Annotated in this window: 14 protein-coding genes and 1 pseudogene; 3 read left to right on the top strand and 12 right to left on the bottom strand. The window is 50.7% G+C overall.

Going from position 1 to position 21,165, the window contains the following annotated elements; genetic code table 11:
- Window positions 1-224: 224 nt before the first annotated feature.
- From C233_RS22770 to C233_RS0114875, 10 genes and pseudogenes are all read right to left on the bottom strand, one after another.
- Window positions 225-356, bottom strand: a pseudogene (locus C233_RS22770) (dihydrofolate reductase family protein); the annotation flags it as partial.
- Between the two features lie 279 nt (window positions 357-635).
- The gene (locus tag C233_RS0114915; protein WP_018668363.1) at window positions 636-1,958 is read right to left on the bottom strand and encodes a sigma-54-dependent transcriptional regulator; all 1,323 of its coding nucleotides are present in this window, start codon (window positions 1,956-1,958) and stop codon (window positions 636-638) included.
- Window positions 1,951-4,269 (bottom strand): hybrid sensor histidine kinase/response regulator, encoded by a 2,319-nt coding sequence (locus tag C233_RS0114910; RefSeq protein WP_004291467.1) that lies wholly within the window; start codon window positions 4,267-4,269, stop codon window positions 1,951-1,953. Before C233_RS0114910 ends, C233_RS0114915 begins: the two co-directional genes overlap by 8 nt.
- Window positions 4,269-6,194 carry a tetracycline resistance ribosomal protection protein Tet(Q) gene (tet(Q), locus tag C233_RS0114905; protein ID WP_004291466.1) on the bottom strand — a complete coding sequence of 642 codons (1,926 nt, stop codon included), beginning with the start codon at window positions 6,192-6,194 and terminating at the stop codon, window positions 4,269-4,271. Before tet(Q) ends, C233_RS0114910 begins: the two co-directional genes overlap by 1 nt.
- Before the next feature lie 657 nt (window positions 6,195-6,851).
- Complete coding sequence (locus C233_RS0114900; RefSeq protein ID WP_004291462.1) at window positions 6,852-12,668, bottom strand: N-6 DNA methylase; 5,817 nt, start codon at window positions 12,666-12,668, stop codon at window positions 6,852-6,854.
- Window positions 12,658-13,110 carry a DUF1896 domain-containing protein gene (locus tag C233_RS0114895; protein WP_004304266.1) on the bottom strand — a complete coding sequence of 151 codons (453 nt, stop codon included), beginning with the start codon at window positions 13,108-13,110 and terminating at the stop codon, window positions 12,658-12,660. The genes C233_RS0114900 and C233_RS0114895 overlap by 11 nt, the downstream gene beginning before the upstream one ends.
- A gap of 162 nt (window positions 13,111-13,272) precedes the next feature.
- On the bottom strand, window positions 13,273-15,360 hold the full coding sequence (locus C233_RS0114890; RefSeq protein WP_004291456.1) for a type IA DNA topoisomerase: 2,088 nt from the start codon (window positions 15,358-15,360) through the stop codon (window positions 13,273-13,275).
- A gap of 60 nt (window positions 15,361-15,420) precedes the next feature.
- On the bottom strand, window positions 15,421-16,992 hold the full coding sequence (locus C233_RS0114885) for a DUF3945 domain-containing protein (RefSeq protein WP_004291455.1): 1,572 nt from the start codon (window positions 16,990-16,992) through the stop codon (window positions 15,421-15,423).
- 20 nt (window positions 16,993-17,012) lie between these two features.
- Entirely contained in the window at window positions 17,013-17,363 is a 351-nt protein-coding gene (locus C233_RS0114880) for a helix-turn-helix domain-containing protein (RefSeq protein ID WP_004291454.1), read from the bottom strand.
- A gap of 3 nt (window positions 17,364-17,366) precedes the next feature.
- Window positions 17,367-17,792 (bottom strand): helix-turn-helix domain-containing protein, encoded by a 426-nt coding sequence (locus C233_RS0114875; protein ID WP_004291432.1) that lies wholly within the window; start codon window positions 17,790-17,792, stop codon window positions 17,367-17,369.
- Window positions 17,793-17,930: 138 nt separating this feature from the next.
- On the opposite strand from C233_RS0114875, the gene C233_RS0114870 reads away from it, so the two are divergent.
- Both C233_RS0114870 and C233_RS0114865 read left to right on the top strand, forming a co-directional pair.
- Entirely contained in the window at window positions 17,931-18,230 is a 300-nt protein-coding gene (locus tag C233_RS0114870) for a helix-turn-helix domain-containing protein (RefSeq protein WP_004291426.1), read from the top strand.
- A 31-nt stretch (window positions 18,231-18,261) separates the two neighbouring features.
- Complete coding sequence (locus tag C233_RS0114865; RefSeq protein ID WP_004291424.1) at window positions 18,262-18,567, top strand: helix-turn-helix domain-containing protein; 306 nt, start codon at window positions 18,262-18,264, stop codon at window positions 18,565-18,567.
- Between the two features lie 77 nt (window positions 18,568-18,644).
- Here C233_RS0114865 and C233_RS0114860 read toward each other — a convergent pair whose 3' ends face one another.
- Both C233_RS0114860 and C233_RS0114855 read right to left on the bottom strand, forming a co-directional pair.
- Complete coding sequence (locus tag C233_RS0114860; RefSeq protein ID WP_004291423.1) at window positions 18,645-19,007, bottom strand: hypothetical protein; 363 nt, start codon at window positions 19,005-19,007, stop codon at window positions 18,645-18,647.
- 11 nt (window positions 19,008-19,018) lie between these two features.
- A complete protein-coding gene (locus C233_RS0114855; RefSeq protein ID WP_004291422.1) occupies window positions 19,019-20,254 on the bottom strand; it encodes a site-specific integrase in 1,236 nt (411 codons plus the stop codon).
- Between the two features lie 372 nt (window positions 20,255-20,626).
- On the opposite strand from C233_RS0114855, the gene C233_RS0114850 reads away from it, so the two are divergent.
- On the top strand, window positions 20,627-21,163 hold the full coding sequence (locus tag C233_RS0114850; RefSeq protein WP_018668361.1) for a nitroreductase family protein: 537 nt from the start codon (window positions 20,627-20,629) through the stop codon (window positions 21,161-21,163).
- The last annotated feature ends 2 nt before the right edge of the window (window positions 21,164-21,165 follow it).

Below are 21,165 nucleotides of genomic sequence, written 5' to 3'. Positions count from 1 at the left end.
CATTAAAACTTTTGCGGTATTTTTCCAGAACATCAAATTCTGTGAAGCCCAAAGTTGGGTGAATTTCGGAAATATTTTGTATCTTAGCCATATCTTAGTCGGGGAATTTCCCCCGTTTTGGCCTTCAAACCTTATTTGCGGGGGAATACCTAAAGATACAAAAAAGCCAGCTAATTCGCAATATTTTGTGTATGAATTAGTTGGCTGATTTTATATTATTTACTGAATGTCCCTTTCTTCCTGATTTCATCAAGACCGCAACGGTCAAGGCACAAATCCTGATGTGCTTTATCATATAACTCTGAAGAAAGACATCCGTCCATCGTCAGTACGGCGAGAATCTGAACTTTACCCATAATCGTTTCCTTTCGTTAGGCAAGGGTAAAAAAGTAGCGTGCAATTCACACTACCTTCAAGCGATGGCTCTGGTAAAGCCTTTACGGAGAGTACGTGAATGCACGCTATGCGTAAGCATAGCATAAGCATCACGCAATCGTCTCCGTAGTTCCAATTTACCAGATTTTCGCTTGAAACGCCTTGCGGTCTTATCCTATATGTTGGCGGCGAAAAGCTCCTGCCAATCGCCGTTTTTCTCAAATGTTATGCAAAGATAGCCAAATTCAGTGAATTACGGGCTATGATTGCTTGAATTTATATTTAAGTCCATACTCTTCAAGTTTGCTGTATAGTGTTGTCCTGCCTATGCCGAGCAGTTCTGCGGCGACACTCCGGTTGCCGTTTGCCTGTTTCAACGCACGCAATATCCGCTCCTTATCCTCCGCGTCATTGCGCAAGGCGAAGCTGACAGTAGAGGTCGGTTTCGTCACGGCAAGTTCCAGATGCTCTTTCATGACAACACCTTCCTGCGCCTGCAATACAGCACCCATAACTTTCTGCCGAAGTTCCCGCACGTTGCCCGGCCATGCGTGTGTCAGCAACGCTTTACGTGCTTCGGAACTGAACCCGCTCACGCTACACTCCAGCTCTCTGTTTGCCATATCACGGAAGAACTCTGCCAGCGGCATAATGTCTTCTTGACAGTCACGCAACGGAGGAACGGTTATCCCGAAGTCGTGCAGGCGGTACAGAAGATCCTGCCGAAAACGCTTTTCATTCACCGATACCTCCAAATCTTCATTGGTAGCAGCGATGATGCGGACATTGAAATTCCGGTCTGCCTTGTCTCCGACCGGGCGATACCGCCTCTCCTGTATGGCACGGAGCAACATCTGTTGGGTTTCCAACGCGAGGTTTCCTACCTCGTCCAGAAACAACGTGCCGCCTTCCGCCTCATGGAAATATCCTTTCTTGGCATTGTCCGCACCTGTAAATGCACCTTTGACGTGTCCGAAGAAAGCCGACGGTGCAAGCTCTTTGGAGAGTGAACCGTAGTCCACCGCCACAAATGGCTTGCCTGCACGTTTGCTCTTGTCATGCAACAGGTGGGCAATATGCTCCTTGCCCGTGCCGTTCTCACCAAATATCATCACGCTCATATCGGTGGCGGCTACCAGCCTTATGCGGTGCATGATTTTCTGAAAGGCGGAACCTTCACGGGCGAATATAGGCATACGGCGTTGTCCTGCCTGACGTTCTTTCAGTATGGAACGGATCAGGGGGACAAGTTTATCCTCCACAAGCTGTTTGGGAATATAGTCTATCGAGCCGAGTTTCATGCTTTCCACGGCGGTATTAACTTCGGCGTAGTCGGTCATAATGATGAAGGGCTGCATCTTTCCCTCCTTTCGCATCCAGCACAAAAGGTCTATGCCACTGCCGTCAGGCAGACGCAGGTCGGCAACCACGATATCATTATCTGTTGCCTGTTGCAGATGTTTCTTCGCGGTTGAGAGGTGGTAAGCCTTCATATTGCGGTAGCCCTCCCGTGACAGCATATTGCAGACATATTCGCAATACACGATGTTGTCTTCCACCACAATTATTTTTGTCTTATTCATCTTCGTATTTTCTCCTTTCCTCTTCTGCCAACCGTATTATTTCCACTCCCTTATCCAGCACGGCAGTCACGGCATGGCTTAACGCTTCACCATCCGGGAGAGCATCGCCACGAAGCAATCCGTAAAGTACATTCAGCGGTTGGTCGGCACGGAGCACCTCCCACGAACTGCGCAGGTGGTGGATCAGGGAATCCAGCTTTTGCAGGTCTTTTTCTTTTGCTGCATCCCGTACCGCCTGCATTTCCTTTTCTGTTTCAGTTATCAACTTTTCCAGCATGACGGCTTCATTGCCATAGGACAATAAGGCGGAAAAGTCCGGTTTCCCGTCCGGTGTCGCTTTTATGGCACACCTGTCGGAAACCTCCATCAGTTCCGATATGGAGAACGGTTTGAACAGGCATCCGGCAAAGCCTTTTGCCAATAGTTCCCCTTTGTTACAACTGCCCGAAGCGGTTGCCACAACCACCGGGATTGTTGGTGAATTGCCCACGTTGGACGAACGCAACAGTTCCAGCAATTCGAAACCGTTTATATCGGGCATATTCAAGTCTGTCAGCAACAGGCTGTATTCTTTCTGGCGTATCATTTCCATCAGTGCCGCAGCATCGGTGCAAGTGTCGCAGTGTATTCCTTCTTGGGAATACATCTCTTTCAGCATCAGAAGTAATACCTCATCATTGTCAATGGCGACAACATCATGGAATTTATTGTTATGATAAACAGGTGTATTGCTTGTATATCCAAGCTGTTCTTCAGCTTCCTGCATAGAAATTTCAACTGTGAAACGACTGCCTTTCCCTTTCTTGCTGTCTAAACGGATTGTTCCGCCAAGCATCGACACAATATTACGCATTATGGCAAGCCCAAGCCCGAAACCCTCCTTTGCGGCGGCATTTGATAGACGTTCAAACGCACCGAACGCTTGTTTCTGTTCCTCTTCTGTCATGCCTGTACCTGTATCTTCAACGACCAGTGTCAGAACTCCATTATCATATTCAGTAATCAAAGAAACACCGCCTTCTTCTGTGAACTTGACAGCGTTTGACAGCAGGTTATTCCCGATTTGTATTATTCGCTCTTTGTCGGTCAATACAATGGCATCGTGTCCAGTCTTCACGGACAAGGACAGCCCTTTGTTCACGGCAACAGGCATGAACTCCGTTTCAAGTGTGTGCGTGATTGCTGAAATCCGGCAGGGTGACAGACGGGGCTGTTCCTTGCCGTTGTCCAGGCGGAAGAAGTCAAGCAAAGTGTTAAGCATATCCCGCATACGGTCGGAGGATTGCAGTATGTTTTGGATATACTGCCCGGACTTATCCTCACACTGTTCTTTCCGTATCAGTCCGGCATAGCCTGTTATTGCTGTCAGCGGTGTGCGCAGTTCATGGGTGATAGTATGTACCGCCTTCTTCCTTGACGTTATCAGTGCCTCGTTCCGTTGTACGGATTGTTCCAGTTGCCTTATCAAATCAGTTGTCTTGTGCTTGTATTGTTTAATGCTTTTTGCATCACGATGTATGATGATGTAGGAAATTAACAACAATAGAAGAACGAATCCCATTAAACCGCCTACTTGCATAAATGACTTTTCACGCATGGCAACTATTTCGTTTTCCCGGCTTTGCAGTTCGGTTTGTACCTTTTCTTCTATTTGGCAAATCAATTCTTGCAGTTGTCTGTTAAGTTCTGCATTACGAGCTGCAAGGCTGTCGGCTTGTTCCGACAATTGGCGATCCTGCACTTTCTGTTCGCTGATTACGTTTCTATTGACCGAATGAAGGATAGTGGTTGATACTGCTGGAGTTACTTCCTTTTTTTTGCCGAATATGCCTAAGAAACCTTTTCGTTTTGGCTTTTTGGACTGTTCCTGCACACTTTTCTGTACAATAACCGGAATTTGATTGGCTATCTTCTTGTTAATAGATTGTTGTTCATCCATTAACCGGACTATCTGGAACATCTGTCGTTCCTTATCCTCTAAAAGACTGCGCACACTATCGATGCGCTCTGCTGGATAGGTGGCCTTGAAACGGCAGAGCATACTGTCCATTGCCATACGCCGTGCATGGTAATGCTCGATATCTTTATCGTTCCATTCCAGTATTGTTTCACCCAATAGAGAAAATTTTATCATTTGAATATTGATATTGTTTATTTCTTTTCGGAGCTCGTCTATTTTTTTATTGCCAAGTTCTAATGCTTCTATCTCCTGCCATTCATAGAGGCTATTATATGCCATACATCCGATAAGAATGGAGATAAGTATATATCCCAACCGTATTGCCTTATAGAAATTTCCTGACCGCTCCATTATTTTAATGACATTGATTTTTGGAACATGAATAAAAGTTTATCTTTTTCGTTCATGCGGATATTATCAGAATAACCGTCTTTTGTTATTTGATACCCACATGGCTTAACCATAAAAATGCCTAAGCCCTTAGTGTACGAACTTACTTCTGAGGCATAGTCTTTACTTGTATTTAATGGAACTTTCCCTTTAATATGACACCACTCATTATTACAACTGATGTCTTCAATCTCAGACATCAGTTTTTGCAAATCTGTAATAGCTTTGGAACTCGCTACTTGGGGTATCTGCAACTCAAAACAGAGCATCGGTTCGAGAATGTCCACACCTGACTGTTGCAAAGCCAGCCTGAAGACATAAGGGGTCAGCTGTCTGAAATCAGCAGGTGTACTTACCGGGCTATAATACTCGGCTTGAGTAAAAGTTACTTTCAGATCTGTCACTTCCCATCCATGTAAACCAGATTGGCAAGACATACGAATCCCTTCAAAAACGGCATTTTGAAAAGAATGGTTCAGATAACCATAGGAGATGTCACTTTCGATTTGCAACCCTGCCCCTAACGGTAAGGGTTCAAGAGTCAGCCCTATTGTGGCCCAGTAAGGGTTGGGTGGTACTTCGATCTGAATAATCTTATTGACCTTTTTTATAGGTCGTTCTTTGTAGATAGTCTTGATCTCATCAAAATGGACCTTTACGGAAAATCGTTCTTCCAGCAATGTCTGTATGATTTCCTTTTGGGTCAAACCATATAACGAGATTTCCAATTCATCACTATATGAGTTTATGGAAAAGGACAAAGACGGGTCTTCAATCCACAATGTATTCAGAGCGGATATCACCTTGCTTCTCTCTTCGGGCTTATTTGGCCGGACGGAGGATTTGAGAGCGGGATGCTGATGAGATAATCCTTGAATCAAACAAGGTTTAGCACCTAAATAATCTCCGATTCGAAAATCTTCTATATCTTCTACAATCGCGATATCATTGGCACCCACTTCATCAACATTTATCTCTCTGCCCTGATAAATAGTCTTTAGATTTTTAATCTTGATGAATTTTTCCGAATCGTTGATTCTTACAACGTCTCGAAGTCTCAGACTTCCGTCAATTATTTTAAGAAAACTTCTTTTATGCCCTTTGGGGTCATGCTCTATCTTATAGAGATAAGCTGAAAGTCTGTTTGAGACTGATGCCGGAGGAAGTATAAAAGAAGAAATGGCGTCCAACAACTCATTGATACCGATATTGAACATTGCTGATCCATGTAGCACCGGATAGACTTTGGCTTTTGCCACAAGAGCGATTATCGTATTCCAATAATCAGCCGGTGAAATTTCGCTATCCGCCAAATATCGTTCTAATATATCGTCGTCATGGTTGCATACAAATTCTTTGTATTCTTCCTTTATATATGTTTGGGAGCAAACCGGATAAACCGATCCATCGACAACAGTTTGCATAAACAGGACATCTTGCGACAGATTTGTTTTTATATCCATATACAAACGCTCCAAATTCACACCGGCACGGTCAATCTTATTGATAAATATAATTGTCGGGATTTGCAGCTTTTGTAAAGTACTGAACAGCAACTTTGTCTGCGCTTGTATGCCTTCCTTTGCGGATAAGATGAGGACTGCTCCATCAAGCATTTTGAATGTCCGCTCCACTTCCGCAATAAAATCCATGTGTCCCGGAGTGTCAATGATATTGCATTTCACTCCATTCCAGATAATAGATGTCGTAGAAGCCCGGACAGTAATTCCTCTACGTTTCTCTATATCCATAGAGTCCGTTATGGTGTCACCATTATCCACACGGCCGCACTTTTCCGTTGCTCCACTGGCAAACAGCAGATTCTCGGTTACGGAAGTTTTTCCTGCATCAATGTGAGCAAGAATTCCTAAATTTATAATATTCATTTGGATTAAGCAATAATATACTACAGTAGATGCATTGTCGAAACGCACCTTTTAATACCTCCTCGTAGCATATGAGAACTACAGGATTACTAACTCGTATTAATATGTATATTATTACTGCCGCATAACGATTACAAAATTACACAAAAAAATATATCTAACAAAAGTGGGAGGATTTTTTAACTTTTTACCATAGACATTTTATTAGGGAAGCGTAGGTTCAACTGGCAAGTACAAATAAGTAGAAATGTTTGAACAACACCGTTTTAGGAAGTTGAAAAATCAAGTTTCTCTCTCGGTATAGCGTTTATTTTGGCCAATATCTTCTTTAGTTTAGCATTTGTGTATTTCCCATTCGTGTTCTATTTAGCTCCTTATTATGAGTATGTAGCAAGTTACTTATCAAATTCAGCCTCTTTGAGGGTCAAATATGGTTTTGCAAATGGTGACTGACAAGACATAAACAAGGTCAGCAGGAATTTTTTACATAAATGGACATGAATGTATATAACCTAAAATAAGAATAAATTTTAATAAGGGCTGCCCAAAAAGAAAAAAATGCAGTTGCCATCCTATAGATACTTGCAGAAAGGATAAAATTTACTTTTAGACCTTTTGGGATAGCCCTTATTAATACTTCAGATAAAATTCCTTAGGTTATATTTTCAATCCTTTGGACCGGGTTTCCTCCTTGGCATACAGTCCCGGACGCCCGATTATGACATGGTTGGCAACGATACTATCCGCCGGACTGCGTATCTGCGGCGGTGCATTTTCGGGATATTGCGCCTGCCTGTTCCTCACATCTTCCGCTTCCGGCTTGAGCTGTTGCCCTTCATTCTCCTTTTCTGCGACTTCGGGCGTGGGTGGCGCAAGCTCCAGCTGAATTTTTCGGTCAAGGGCGGCAAGTTCGGACTTCAACTGCTTCAGCTCGTCCTCCTTCTTCCACACCTTACCCGCTATCTCCTGTAACTGCGGTATCTCCATCTCCAGCACCTCGTTCTTCGCCTTGTACTGGTCGATGATGGAGGGTATCCTCTCCATCGCGTTGAGGAAGTTGCGGGCGGCGGCCAACGGGTCAGCCATCGCCAGATGCCCGTTGTTGTAGGTGTACTTGTAGTTCCCCTCGACCACGAAGCGGTTGTCGGTGAACTCCAATCCCTCTTTGAGTATCCTTTCGCTCACCACCTTTATCGGAAAACCGTAAAGTTCACCGACCTGCGTGTACAACCCTCCGGTCGTGGCATTCTTGGCTATCTCCTGCAAACGCTTTCCGATGACCTTCTCATCGGCGGAATCCACTCCGTCCACCTTTATTATATTAAGGCGGTTGCCCTCCTTGTCGGTCTGCACCACCGACAGGAAGCGGTTCCAGTCCTCCGTCATGGCATCTATGAAAGCCGTGTTGTTGCGCAACTCGCCGGTCTTTGACTCCAGCTTGAACTCCGAATCACGCTTGCCCTTGTTGAACGACTTGCGTTCCCCTTCGAGCGATGCGATCCGCTTTTCCAGTTTCGCCTTGTCCAACAGGTCGGTATTGCCGGAGAGCAACGCCATGTATTCCGAGAAATTCATGCCCGATTTTTCGTCCATTGCCCCCTCGTCGATGGTACGCGCACCCATCGCACCGCTTTTGAGCTGGCTTATGAAAGTCTGCTTGCAGTGCAGGAGGTTGAACTTGTAGCTGTCCAGTGACTTCTCCACCGCGTAGATGATTACATCCACGTTGTTCCCGGCGAAATGTTTGGCAATCTCATTACCTGCCCTAACTCCGCGTCCGTCACGCTGTTGCAAGTCGGACGGTCGCCACGGCGTATCGAGATGATGGATAGCCACACACCGTTTCTGGGCGTTCACACCCGTTCCGAGCATAGAGGTAGAGCCGAACAGCACACGCACCGTCCCGGCGTTCATGGCGTCTATCACCGCCTTCCGCGCCTTGTCGGTCTTGCACTCCTGAATGAAGCGCACCTCGCTTGGCGGTATACCGTAGTCCTCCGTCAGTTTGCGCTTGATTTCCGAATAGACGTTCCACCCGTCGCCCGGCTGGTATGTCCCCAAATCAGAGAAAACGAACTGCGTGCCTTTCTGGGCGTCGTATTTTTGATAATACTCCGCGATCATCTTGGCACAGTGACTCGCTTTGTTGTCGGGATGATCTTCGTAATTCGGGTCTATCATGCGCATGTCGAGTGCCATTTTCCGGGCATAGTCCGTGGCGATGAGCATCTTCGCCTTTTCTTCCGTTTCCGAAAGCGGCAGCCTGCCCAACAAGGTGGCATCGCCCGTCTTGGCGAACTGCATCAGTTTCTGTATGAAGTCCTCCTGTTCCGGCGTGGGCGGTATATGGTGCAGTATCTCGTTCTTGGCAGGACGGTCAACGCCCACATCCTCCGCCGTGCGGTAGTCCGTGATTTCATTATAGAAGGCGGCAAGCTCCGGCACTTTGATGAAGTAGCGGAAACGCTCCTTCTGGACCACATTGTTCGTCACGTTAAATTCAAAATCCGTCGTCTTCTTGGCAAATATCGCCGCCCAAGCGTCGAAACACCTTATGTCCTGCCGTTCCAGCTCCTTCGGGCGCAGGTACTTGAACAGCAGGTACAATTCAGTCAGTGAGTTGCTGATAGTCGTGCCGGAGAGGAAGGTCGCACCCAAGTCTTTTCCTGTGCGCTCCTGTATGGTGCGTATGGCAAAGAGCATGTTAAGTGCCTTCTGGCTTCCCTCGCTGTTTCCCAATCCCGCCACACGGTCGTGGCGCGTGTTGAAAGTCAGATTCTTGAACTGGTGGCTCTCATCTATGAAGATGTGGTCGATGCCCATCTGCTTGAAATCCACCACGTCGTCCGTGCGTGACTTTATGGCGTGTTCCACCTTCTCCAGCTTCGCTTCAAGGTTGTGCTTGCGCTTCTCCAATCCTTTCAGCATCGCCCGCGACACGTTCTTTCCCTGCTGCCGTAGCACTTCGAGGTTTTCCTCCACCGTGTCAAGCTCTGCTTGCAGGATGCGCTGCTGCAATTCCGGCGACTGCGGTATCTTGCCGAACTGGTCGTGCGACATGATGACGCAATCGTAGTCGTTGTTCTTTATATTATTGAAGAAGCGCACACGGTTGGCGGTCGAAAAGTCCTTCTCCGAAGCGTACAGAATACGTGCGTTGGGATATGCCGCCTGATAGGTGGCTGCAATCTCCGCAACGTTGGCTTTCAGCCCGATAATCATCGGCTTGTGTGCCAAATTCAGACGCTTCATCTCATGCGCGGCGATGCACATTATCAGCGTCTTACCGGTTCCCACCTCGTGGTCGCAAATTCCGCCGCCGTTCTGTTTCAACATCCAGACGCAATCCATCTGTGAGGGATAGACGCTCTTGATACCCCGGCTTGCCAGCCCTTTCAGGTTGAGGTCGGGAAAGGTCTGATGGGAGCCGTCGTAGCGCGGGCGCACGAAACAGTTGAACTTGCGGTTATACATCGTCACAAGCCGCTCCTTGAACTGCGGCGACTGCTCTTCGAGCCATTCGGAGAAGCCGTTTCGTATCTCGTCAATCTTGGCGTTGGCGAGTTGTATTCCCTCGCTGTCGCGCATCTTGATGTCGTTGCCATGCTCGTCCTTGCCGATGGACTTCATCATGTCAGGGCAGGTGTTGTGCAGGGCGTGTTTTAGGAGGTGCATACCGTCATAGTTCCGGTAATACCCCTTCACCAGAAACTCGTCCGTGATTTTCATGGTGCGGTAGCCGCACACCACCGAAAACTCGTCCATGCTTGCGGAATAGGCGATTTTCACCTCCGTGTCGAACAGCCGGCTCATGTAGGCGGCATAGACACCCGTCGGAATCCAGCGTTCCCCGAAATTGAAGTCCAGATCCTCGAAGGCGATGCGCTGCGGCTCGGCATCTTTCAGAGCCTCCAACGCCTGCTTCACCTCCGGCATACGCTCATTTTCGGGATTGTCACCCATCCATGCCTCTATGCGTTCCGCTTTCTCTATGACATTTCCGGCGATGAAACGGTCTTTGATTTCGTAACCGGTCACGAGCGGATTGTAGTAGATGCGCCCTTGCAGGGCAGTGAGCAAATCCTCCGCCGTGCTGTCGGTTATCTCCCGCATATAGTCGAGATTGACCGTACCATATTTGTTGAGCGACGCAGACAGGGCTTCTTCGGGAGAGCCTACGTTGGCATGGCTCTCCACCGCGAAGGAAACAGGATGCTCGAAGATGTCCGCCTTGACGAACTTTCCGTTTTCCATCCGTTCCAGCGAAAGGATGTCGCGCCCGCCCGCATCCATCATCACTAACTTCACGTTCTGCTTGGCGTTGAGGTTGCCGTAGCGCATGACAAACTCATCGTAACAGGTATTCAGATGCTCTCGCCACGGAACATTTGCCTCGCGCCGGAGCGATTCATAACGGTACAGACGCTCGTAGGCGTCACGCAGCGACACATACAACAACGCCTTTTCCTTCTGGTATCCTTTCAGGTCGAGCGGCTGGAATGTCGCCCCGTATGGCGTGATGTCTTTCAGGTAGCCGATGTTATGACGCCCCCGGTCAGCCACCAGCGACCCTTCGCGCAGGTGCATCTCCGGCGTGCGGTGGTAGGCACGCGGAGAAAGGTCCACGACTTCCTCCTTCGGCTTTTCCGCTTCGATGTCGGGGAAAAGGAAAGTCCCCACCGCTTCCGATGGGGTATCTGTAACGGCAGGTGCGGCGACTGCCTCCGGCTGTGTTTCCTCCTGTCGTGGCTGCTCACGGGAAGTTTCCGGCACGGCTTTCACTTCCGTCTTTTCCGCCACTTGTTTCTCGTTATGCTGCCTTGCCAGTTCCCGAAGTTCTTTCCTACGCTCCGGCGTCAAACCCATCATCATTTCATAGAAACCGTTGATGGGAGGATTGGTATCCCAGTCCAGTGTGGCATAGATGTCGTCCGGGTCGGCAGGCTTGGCGGTGTTCTCCGCTTTCACCTCCTTATTCTCCATTGCGGGTTTTGCAGTTGGAGCTGTCGGTGTAACCGTGACTTTCGGTTTGGGCGGAGTGGACTTTGCCGTAACTGCCTTTTTCACCGTCTTTTTCTTTTTGGAGGTTTTCGGTTGGCTGACCTCTTCCGTCATCCCCCAGAGGTCAAGCAGGGTGAGCTGCACGCCTGCGGAATATTGCGGGCGCGGTTCTATCTCCGGCTTTTCATCTGCGGGTTGCGGCTTTTCTGTCGGAGTTTCCACCGTCTGCGCCGAGGATACTGTTTCCAATTTTATGGCAGGACGCTCTACTTTATTTTGAACGGCAACTTTTTCTTCCGTTCCTGCCTGCCGGATTGAACCCGAATACAAGCGCATGGCAAGCCTGTAATGGAAATCCTCGTCGAGCATACGGCGCAAATCCCCGGCGATGCCTGCTGCCTTGCCCTCGTGCAGATAAACCATAGCGGGCTTCCCGTAGGGGTCTGTGTCAAGTTTCGCCATCGTATGCACGATGCGTTCCGGGTGGTGGATGAAATAGGCGTTGTCGGTCAGGGCGGTTTTCGTGTCCGTCTGTATCACGGTCATCAGCCGCTCGTCCTGCGACATTTCCTTCTTGCTGAGGTTCTTTTGCAGGACAATCAGGTCACTGCCCACCTCCGTGCCCGCGTTGTCCGTGAACAGGTTGTTGGGCAGGCGTATCGCGGATACCAGATTGGCCTGACTGAACAGCTCGTTACGCACGGAGGTCTTGGTGCTATTCAATACCCCTTGCGAGGTGATGAACGCCACGATACCGCCGTCACGCACGGCATCCAGTCCTTTGAGAAAGAAATAGTTGTGGATGGTTTTCTGGGCGGAGCGTCTGCCGAAAGAGTCGCTCCGCTGAAACTCCGCGTCGAACACGGCAATGTCACCGAACGGAATGTTGGACACCGCCAAGTCGAAATAATTGTTGAACGGTCTTTCGATTTTCTCAAAACCGCAGGTGCGCATTTTCTGGTCGGGATAGAGATGCCTCAAGATTGTACCCGTGAGCAGATCCTTCTCGAAAGCCATCACATCCGCATTGGGGCTGTGCCGCAGCATGGAATCCACGAACACGCCGACACCTGCCGACGGTTCGAGCATACGGGCGGGGCGGACGCTGTAATCTGCCAGCACGTCCGCGATGGTGTCGGTTATCTCTTTGGGGGTGTAGAAAGCGGTCAGCACGGACGCTTTCAGCGAATCCACAAACCGCTTGTACTCTGTTTCGTCCTTGCTGTTCTCACGGATAAGCCTGTGCAGCTCCACCGTCGGGGCGAACAGTTCGAGGTCGGATTTCGCCCACCGGACGGCATCCGTCAGTTCCTTTGCAGGGTTGAGGATACATTTCAGACCGCCGAAACCGCAGTACCTTTGAAGTATGGCACGCTCTTCGGTTGTCGCTGTCCTATTTTCCCTGTCAAGGATGAATGCCGTCCGTATCGCCTCGATGTTGTCCCGCAGTTTCTGTTTGCGGTTAAACGCCATATTCGTCTAAGTAAAGGACGGTTGCTCCCGTCAGCTCCGTGTAGAGCAGGTCGTAATCGGAAGACAGGGCGAAATTGTCATCCGAGAGGTCATAGACGGAGAACACGTTGCCGACAAGCGGCAGCAGTTTCAGGACAAAGGCTTCACGCTTCTCTTCCGGCACTTCATCGGCAAACTCGTTTTCCACGACTTCGCGGAGGATGGCGTAACGGGAATAATGCAGCCCGCGCAGCAGCGTGTCCATCGCCAGTTCCTGCGCACCATCGGCGGGATAGCCTTCAAGCCGTGCCCTCTCATACGTTTCGGCGGCACGGTCGGCCCGTTCCCGTATGAAAGCGGTGTCGTCAGCCTGTTCAAACTTGTTCGTGCGGAGATAGTCCAGCAGGTACAGACCGTAATAGGAAAAGTCGGTCTGACCCTCGTTTTTCTTCTTGTTGTTCATTACTTTGGATTTAGCGGATTGATAATTAACGGGATAATCGGTTGGAAAAAGGAAGAAAAAGGCACTCGGTATCCCTCCGAGTGCCACCACTAAATCCAAAGTATGAGTGTAATCCGGTATCGAAGAACAATTCATTACTCTGAACAAGTGGCAAAGTTAATACTATTTCTTCCGTCCTGAAAATTTCTTGTCCTTTTTAGCCTCCGGGAACACAAAAGTCGTGTTATATTCCCCGTCAAAGGCGACAACAGCATCGAAACTCTTGCCCTGTTTGCTCTTGAACCCTTTGAGCAGCTTGGTATGCCCTTCGGTGAGCAGGTCTTTGATTTCATCGTCGGACAGGGTGCGTCCCGCTTTCAGCCGGAACACGGGCAGTCCGCACTCCGTGTTGTCGCAGCGTACCACCTTGCCGTAGAACCGCATCCTGCCCGTGCCACACTTGGGACACGCGCAGCCGGAGTCACGGCTGCCGAAGAGCTTGTCGCACGAGATCAGTTCGGAGGTTATCTCACGTGTGTACGCCTCTATCTCCTTGCGGAAGGTGTCGTCGGACAGTTCCCCGCGCTCGATACGCGCCAGCTCCTTTTCCCATTCGCCCGTCATGGCAACATCGGCGATGCGCATCGTCTTGACGACGGAATTGAGGGCAAGTCCTTTTTCGGTGGGAACAAGCGACTTCTTGCAGCGTTCCATGTAACCGCGCTTGAAAAGCGTTTCGATGATGGAGGCGCGTGTGGCGGGAGTACCGATGCCACAGTCCTTCATCGCCTGCCGCAGTGCGTCGTCCTCAATTTCCTTGCCCGCCGTTTCCATTGCCGAGAGCAGGGTGGCTTCGGTATGCAGCGGCTTGGGTTTGGTCTTTCCTTCGGTAATGGACGAGCCTTTCGGTGTCAGCGTGTCGCCTTCCTGCCAGCCGGGGATGGTAATTTCCTCTTTTTCCTCGCCATAGACGGCACGCCATCCGGTTTGCTTCACGACGCTGCCTTTTACGGTAAACTCCACTCCGGCACATTCCGCCGTGACAGTGGTCACATCCTTGACGCATTTCTCAGAGAATGCCTCGACCATGCGCCCGGCAATCATCTGATAGATGGTATTGTCCTCTTTGGAGAGGAAGAGCGGTTTCTCACCCGTGACGAGCAGGGCATGGTGGTCTGTCACCTTGCCGTCGTCCACGCTGCGGCGTGTCGGGGCGGCTTTTGCCCGCACCTTGTCTTTCCATTCGGGCTGTGTGCCGATGAAAGCGAGCAGTTTGGGAATTTCGGCAAACACGTCTTCGGGGATGTAGCGGCTTCCCGTTCTCGGATAGGTTATCAACTTCTTTTCGTAGAGTTTCTGCGCGATTTCAAGCGTCTGTTCCGCCGTGAAGCCGTGCTTGGCGTTGGCTTCTTTCTGGAGCGTGGTCAGGTCGTAGAGCAAGGGAGTTTCCTCCGTCTTCTCCTTGCGCTCGGCTTTCGTGACAGTGGCGCAACCTGCCGCCTTTACCTTATTATATAGTTCCATCGCCGGTTCTTTCTCTTTCCATTTCTCGGAGGATGAGAATTTCACGACTTCGCCGTCGCAACCGTCCGTTGCGATATGGAGCTGCCAGAATGCTTCGGACGTAAAGCGGCGGTTCTCCCAGTAGCGTTCACATACCATAGCCAACGTTGGTGTCTGCACCCGCCCCACGGAATACGTGCCGTGTCCGGCGGCGATGGATAACGCCTGTGTGCCGTTGATGCCCACGAGCCAGTCGGATTCGCTCCGCGCTTTGGCGGCGAGGTAGAGGTTGTCGTATTTGCTGCCGTCTTCGAGTTTCCGCAGTCCCTCGCGGATAGCTTTGTCGGTGAGAGAGCTGATCCACAGGCGCACGAAAGGAGTGGTGCAACCCGTATAGTGGTAGAGGTAGCGGAAGATAAGCTCTCCCTCGCGTCCGGCATCGGTCGCCACGATGATATGTTCGCTTGTGTCGAACAGTCTTTTGATGACTTTTATCTGCGACACCACGCCGCTGTCGGGCTTGTAACCTTTCTCCGTCCTGACCTGACGGGGGACGAGCGTGAATGTGTCGGGAATAATCGGGAGGTTGTCACGGACAAATCCGCGCACGCCGTAGCCGTCGGGCATGGCAAGCTGAACGAGGTGTCCGAATGCCCATGTCACGGCATAACCGCCTCCCTCGAAATATCCTTCCTCTCTCTTTGTCGCGCCCACGATGCGGGCGATTTCACGTGCCACGGAGGGCTTTTCTGCAATGATTGTCTTCATGTCTTCTTCTTTTTTGTTGATACTTTGGATTTTATTTTGGATTCAGTGGCGGACACGGGATTACATTTTCATGCCCTTGCCCGTTTTCTTCTGCGGCTTCTCCTGCTGCTGTTGCTGGCGGGCGTCCTTCGGGTTGGTCTGACCTTTCTGCAACGGCTCTCTCAGATTCTTTGTAGCCTCGTTGGTCTTGCCATCGTTGTTCACCGCCACCTGCGTGCGGCTCTCGTTGGACGGAGCAACCTGCTGTGCATTGTCAGGGTTCGTGTCGTAGCGGTACGGGCGTCCCTTCTCCGGGTTGAACTTGATATACATCGTGGCATGGAAGCCCTGCTTGTCGGTCACGTTCTCCAGCTTCACGGCTTTACCCGCCACATAGTCGGCTTTCTGCTGGTCGGTGAAGCTCACGCCGCTCCATTTGCTGATGGGGCGGATGCTGCCGTCCTCGTTCGTCCACGTGTTGCGGCGTTGCTCCTTCTTGGTCTGTGCGGCATTTTCCCCGCCCTGCGCCTGACTTTTCGATGTGTCGCCTTTGGTTTCCTGTGTCTGTGCGGTACGGGGCGACTTGCCGGTTCCCGGCACGAACTCCACGCCGCGCTGCTCCACGTTCACTTGCAGGGTGGTGACGAACTTTCTGCCGTCGTTGCGCTCGATGAGCTTGTCGCGTACGGGCAGTCCGGCGCGGAGCATGTCCCGCTCCTGCGTGGTGATTTCCGTCTTGCCGATGCGCTCCGGGATGCGCACCCTGCTTGCCGGAATGTCCGTGATTTCATTCGTCTTGCGGTCGATGCTGATGTAGGAGGGGATGATCTCGCCCGTTTCCCTGTCCACAATGTCCACGACCCTACCGAGATTGCCCGTTTCGCGGAGGTTCTTCCGGTCATTGTCGGAGAATTTGTGTTCCTTGTACTCATCCAGCTTCTGCTCCTTGCGGATGAAGTGCGGCACGAGGCTGATGTTTCCCTCACCGTCCTTCTTGAAGGAGAGGCGGGCGTCCAGCTCGAATGATTCGCCGCCGAAGGTCGGTTTGACCTTTACCAAGTCGGACTTGCCATAGTTGAGCATCTTCGTAAGGTCGCCGGACTTTTCAAGGTTGTCCCGCTTTACGCCCCATCTGTCCTCCAGCTCCTGCCAGTTGATTTTACTCTCGTCGATGGGCTGGTAGCCACGTTTGCCCTGCATCTGTTCGGATTTGTCCTGTTGCTGTTCTTTCCGTTGTTCCATGTTCTCCTGTTTTTGAGGTTCTTGTTTCTCTGTCTGTTGTGCTGCCATCTCTTCCTGCACCTTCTTCTCATAGTCGGAGGTGTCCACCTTGTGAGGGGCGAGCAGCTCCTTGTTCGCTTCGGGGTCTTTCAGCAGTTGCTTCATCACCTCTAAGAGATTTTCAGCTTGGTCTGCCGCAATGCGGTAGAAACCGAAGCGGCTGGGTTCCTTGCACTGCCGGAAGAAGTTCTTGAAGAAGTTGTCCAGCACGTCGCCATGTCGGTCGAATTGCAGGAAACTCTGCGCGTTCTCCGCTTTTGCGGGGGTGCGCTTGGGTGTGCCGTCCGCGTTCAGCCCGGCTACCACGCTGATCTCGCCTGTCTTCTCGTCACGGACTACCAGCACGTCCTTTTCGTCTTTTTTCTTTGCCATCTGAAAAATGTTTTAATGGGTTATTTATGAAAGAAATTATGGATACGAGCCTTGTAGAAGGCTATATCTTCCTTTTTGAAGTCCTTGATATGGTTGGAAAGGAATGTCAGCACGTCCTCCTCGCTGTAATAGGTCTTCTTGCCCAGCGTCTTGTAGGGCAATGCGCCTACGCTGCGGTAGCGTTGGAGGGTGCGTTTGCTTATCTGGAGCAACATGCACAAATCCTGATTGTCGAAAAGGCGGATGCTTTCCGTGATAGTGGGCTGTTTCCCCTCAGCCTTCATCGCCAGCAGCAGTTCGTCCTGACGGTCGAGCCGTTCCATCAGCTTCTGCATCCAGCCCTCGAAGTTGTTTCGTGTGAGCAGTTCCATGACCTATGTCCTCCTTCCTTTTGGTTTGCCGCCCGTGCGCAGCGTGTGGTTGTGGAACAGGGTGTCTATTGTCCCTTCCTCGTTCCTTACTGTGTTGTCCTCCAATAGCCGCAGTATCTCGGAAAGGCGGTAGCGGCAGCTTCCGCGTACCACCACATACTCGATACGGTGGTCGGTGCGCATACGCTGCATGGTGCGCTTGCTCACGTTGAGCATCTTCGCCGCCTGTGCCGTGTCAAGCAGCTTGTCTTCGGTTTCCCGCTTCCGTTTCTTCTCGTCCCTTGCCTCGCGGATGTACCCTGCGATGTTCGCAATCTGCGCCATCATCTCCTTGTAGGCGGAACTTTCCATTGTTATCACTTTCATGTTCAGTCCTTTCTTTTTGTTTCTGCGACAAAATTCGGCAATAAACAAAAGGGGCTTTAACAACTCACTACGTGACTCACGTAAGATTTTTGCGGAAGATGGCTCCGTAACCCGGTCAAACGGCGCAACAGGCAGCCTTTCAGCGGAAAACGATACGTCTTGTATGCCGTTTCGTTACCTTTGCGGCAAACTCTAAATGACATGAATATGGAAATAGTATCTATCGAGAAAAAGACTTTCGAGATGATGGTGGCGGCATTCGGCGCACTCTCGGAGAAGGTCGCCGCCCTGAGGCGCAAAAGCGACACGGGGCGCATGGAAAGATGGCTCACGGGCGAGGAGGTCTGCGGGCAGTTGAGAATAAGCCCGCGCACGTTGCAGACGCTGCGTGACAGGCGGCTTATCGGCTACTCGCAGATAAACCGCAGGTTCTATTACAAGCCAGAGGAGGTGAAGCGGCTGATACCGCTTGTCGGCACGCTCTATCCGCACGGCAGATGATTTGATTTATTCACCCACTGAATCCGAAGTTATGATGAACGAGAACAACGATGTTTTTACGATGGAAGACGAGCCGATAGCCTCTGTGGTGCAGGATATGCGCAAAGGCTCGAAATGGCTGTCCGCATTTCTGGAAAGCTACCGTCCTCCGCTGGACGGGGAACGTTACCTGACGGACGGCGAGGTGTCGGAACTGCTCCGTGTGAGCCGGCGCACCTTGCAGGAATACCGCAACAACCGCGTGTTGCCCTTCATACTTTTGGGAGGGAAGGTGCTTTACCCGGAAACGGGGCTGCGCGGGGTACTGGAAGCGAACTACCGCAAGCCGCTGGAGTGAGGCGGTTTCATGAAAAAGTAAACGGGTGACACCTTTTGTGGTGCTACCCGTTTACTTGTCTTATGGGGTATGTGCAATCAGCAATACCCGGCTTTTCCGTTCTGTATGAACATCACGTATGTCTGCCGTTTCTCTTGTGAGAGTGCCTTTCCCACCAGCCATGTGCGGAACAGGTGGGTGTTGTAGGTATTCACCCTGAAAGCGACCGGGATGATGATTTCAAGGGCGTACACGTCCGCGTGCAGCCCGTTTTCAAGCTGCATGTAGCGGCACACCTCGTAGTCGTTCAGCACGTCCGACTTGCGGACGGCTCTGATGGCGGCGTTCACTGCCGGGACGGTCGTATGGAACAATCCGGCTATTTCGGTGGCGGTCATCCACACGTCGTTACCGGTTACGCTGACTGCCTTGTCCTCGATGATGATTGTGTCACGTTTCATGGCTTTTCTTTTTAGATGGTGCAACCTGCAAATTCCTCGACGCCGTTCAATCTTGCGGCAAGGTTCTCCATGTCCTGATTGAGCTTCTCTTTGGTTATCTTTGCGTAAATCTGCGTCGTCTTTATGCTCTTGTGTCCGAGCATGGAGCTGACCGTTTCGATGGGAACACCGTTGGAGAGGAATATCGTCGTGGCTGCCGTGTGGCGGCTCTGATGCCACGTGATATGCTTGGTGATGCCGCAACGCTTGGCGACGGCACGGATACCGGCAAGGCACGTGTTATAATGCGGAACGGGAAATATCCTGCCGTCCCCGCACAGTCCCCGGTATTTGCCGATTATGCGGTTGGCGATGTCGAGCAGGCGGATGTTGGACACCACGCCCGTTTTCTGGCGGTTGATGTTTATCCACTCGTGTTCGTCGAAGTAGGTGCGGATATTCTCTTCCGTAAGGTTGCGCATATCCGCGAACGACAGCCCCGTGAAGGCGCAGAACAGGTAGAGGTCGCGGTACAATTCCTGTTTGGCGTTTTTCAGTTTCCCCTCCATCAGCAGGCGGATCTCATCTTTGGTCAGGAAACTGCGTGTTGTTTCCTCCTTCTTGATTTCATACTCGCGGAACGGGTCGCGCGTCAGCCACTCGTTGTTGATGGCGATGAATACCATCGTCCGTAACGGGCAGACGTACAGCCACACGGTATTGGTGCAGCAGTGCTTGTCCGTGCGCAGGAACATCTCGAAGTCGGAGATGAAAGCCGGGGTAAGCTCTTTTAGGGCGATGTCCTTCACATGGTAGCGGATGTCGAGGAACTCTTGCATGTGCTTGTAAACGGTGCGGTACTTCAGCAGCGTGCCTTTGGCTTTCATGCCTGCCTCCACCTGCTTCTCGTAGTCCTCGTTGTGCTGGCGGAACACCTGCATCAGCGTGTGGTAGCGGTGTTCCAGTCCGAGAAAGGCGTTCTTCACCTTCTCCGCCGTGACGAAGTTGTCACGCTCCATGATTTCCTGATAATGCCTGTTGATGCGTACCCGCATCTTGTCAAGCATACGGTTCGTTTCGAGTGCCGCCGTGCTTCTGCCCGTGACACGTCCACCTTTGGTGTCCCACAGTTTCGGATCGACAGTCAGTTTGCAGCTGAACTGTGTCTGGCTGCCGTCCACCGTGATGCGTCCCATGACGGGAACTGTCCCGTCCTTTTTCACTACCTGACGCTTGAGGTAGTAGATTACTGAAAATGTACTCTTCATTGTCCTTAATTTTTGGGTTTCAAAATTAGTTGGTGAAGAGTCCGGTGTTGGTACGCAAAACGGGGAGGAACGGCGCAATCTTTTTCCGTAACCTGATTTTTCGCATGAGTTATGGATAACTCACTATTCCTTAGAGCCTTGTTTCGCTATTCGTACCCGTTTGTCGCATTTTCGGGCATGGTTACGAACAAGTAACGTAGCGGCGTCAGGATTTGGCTTCGGCAGGGATTGTAATGGCTTCACGGATTATCGCCACTTCAACCAAAACCCTTGTAACTCAATTCTATCACTATATCTTTCCGCATTTCACTTTTTTGTAGTAACTTTGCATAGCTTAACGACAAAGTATTCATTTCTAAACGATGCGCATATATGGAAAGTTTTAGCGAATTGATAAAAGCCCGCCGCAGCATGCGGAAGTTCACGGAAGAAGAGTTGACTCAGGAACAGGTCGTTACATTAATGAAGGCCGCGCTTATGGCGCCTACTTCCAAACGCAGCAATGCCTGGCAGTTTATCGTGGTGGACGACAAGGAAACTTTGAAAAAACTGTCCTTCTGCAAGGAGCAGGCTTCGCAGTTCATTGCGGATGCTGCATTGGCGGTGGTTGTAACCGCCGACCCGCTGGCAAGCGATGTCTGGATAGAAGATGCCGCCATTGCTTCCATTTACCTGCAACTTCAGGCAGAGGATATGGGGCTGGGAAGCTGCTGGGTACAGCTCCGCGAGCGTTTTGCCGCATCCGGTATTTCTTCCAACGAATACGTACACGACGTGCTCAATATTCCTTTGCAACTGCAAGCCCTCAGCATCATAGCCATAGGACATAAAGGCATGGAGCGCAAGCCTTTCAATGAAGACCACCTGCAATGGGAAAAGATTCACCTTAATAAATATGGAGGAAAATAGCG

This window comes from Bacteroides gallinarum DSM 18171 = JCM 13658, from assembly GCF_000374365.1.
Classification (GTDB): domain Bacteria; phylum Bacteroidota; class Bacteroidia; order Bacteroidales; family Bacteroidaceae; genus Bacteroides; species Bacteroides gallinarum.
The sequence above is the reverse complement of the archived record's forward strand: the minus strand, read 5'-3'. Positions and strand labels throughout refer to the sequence as shown.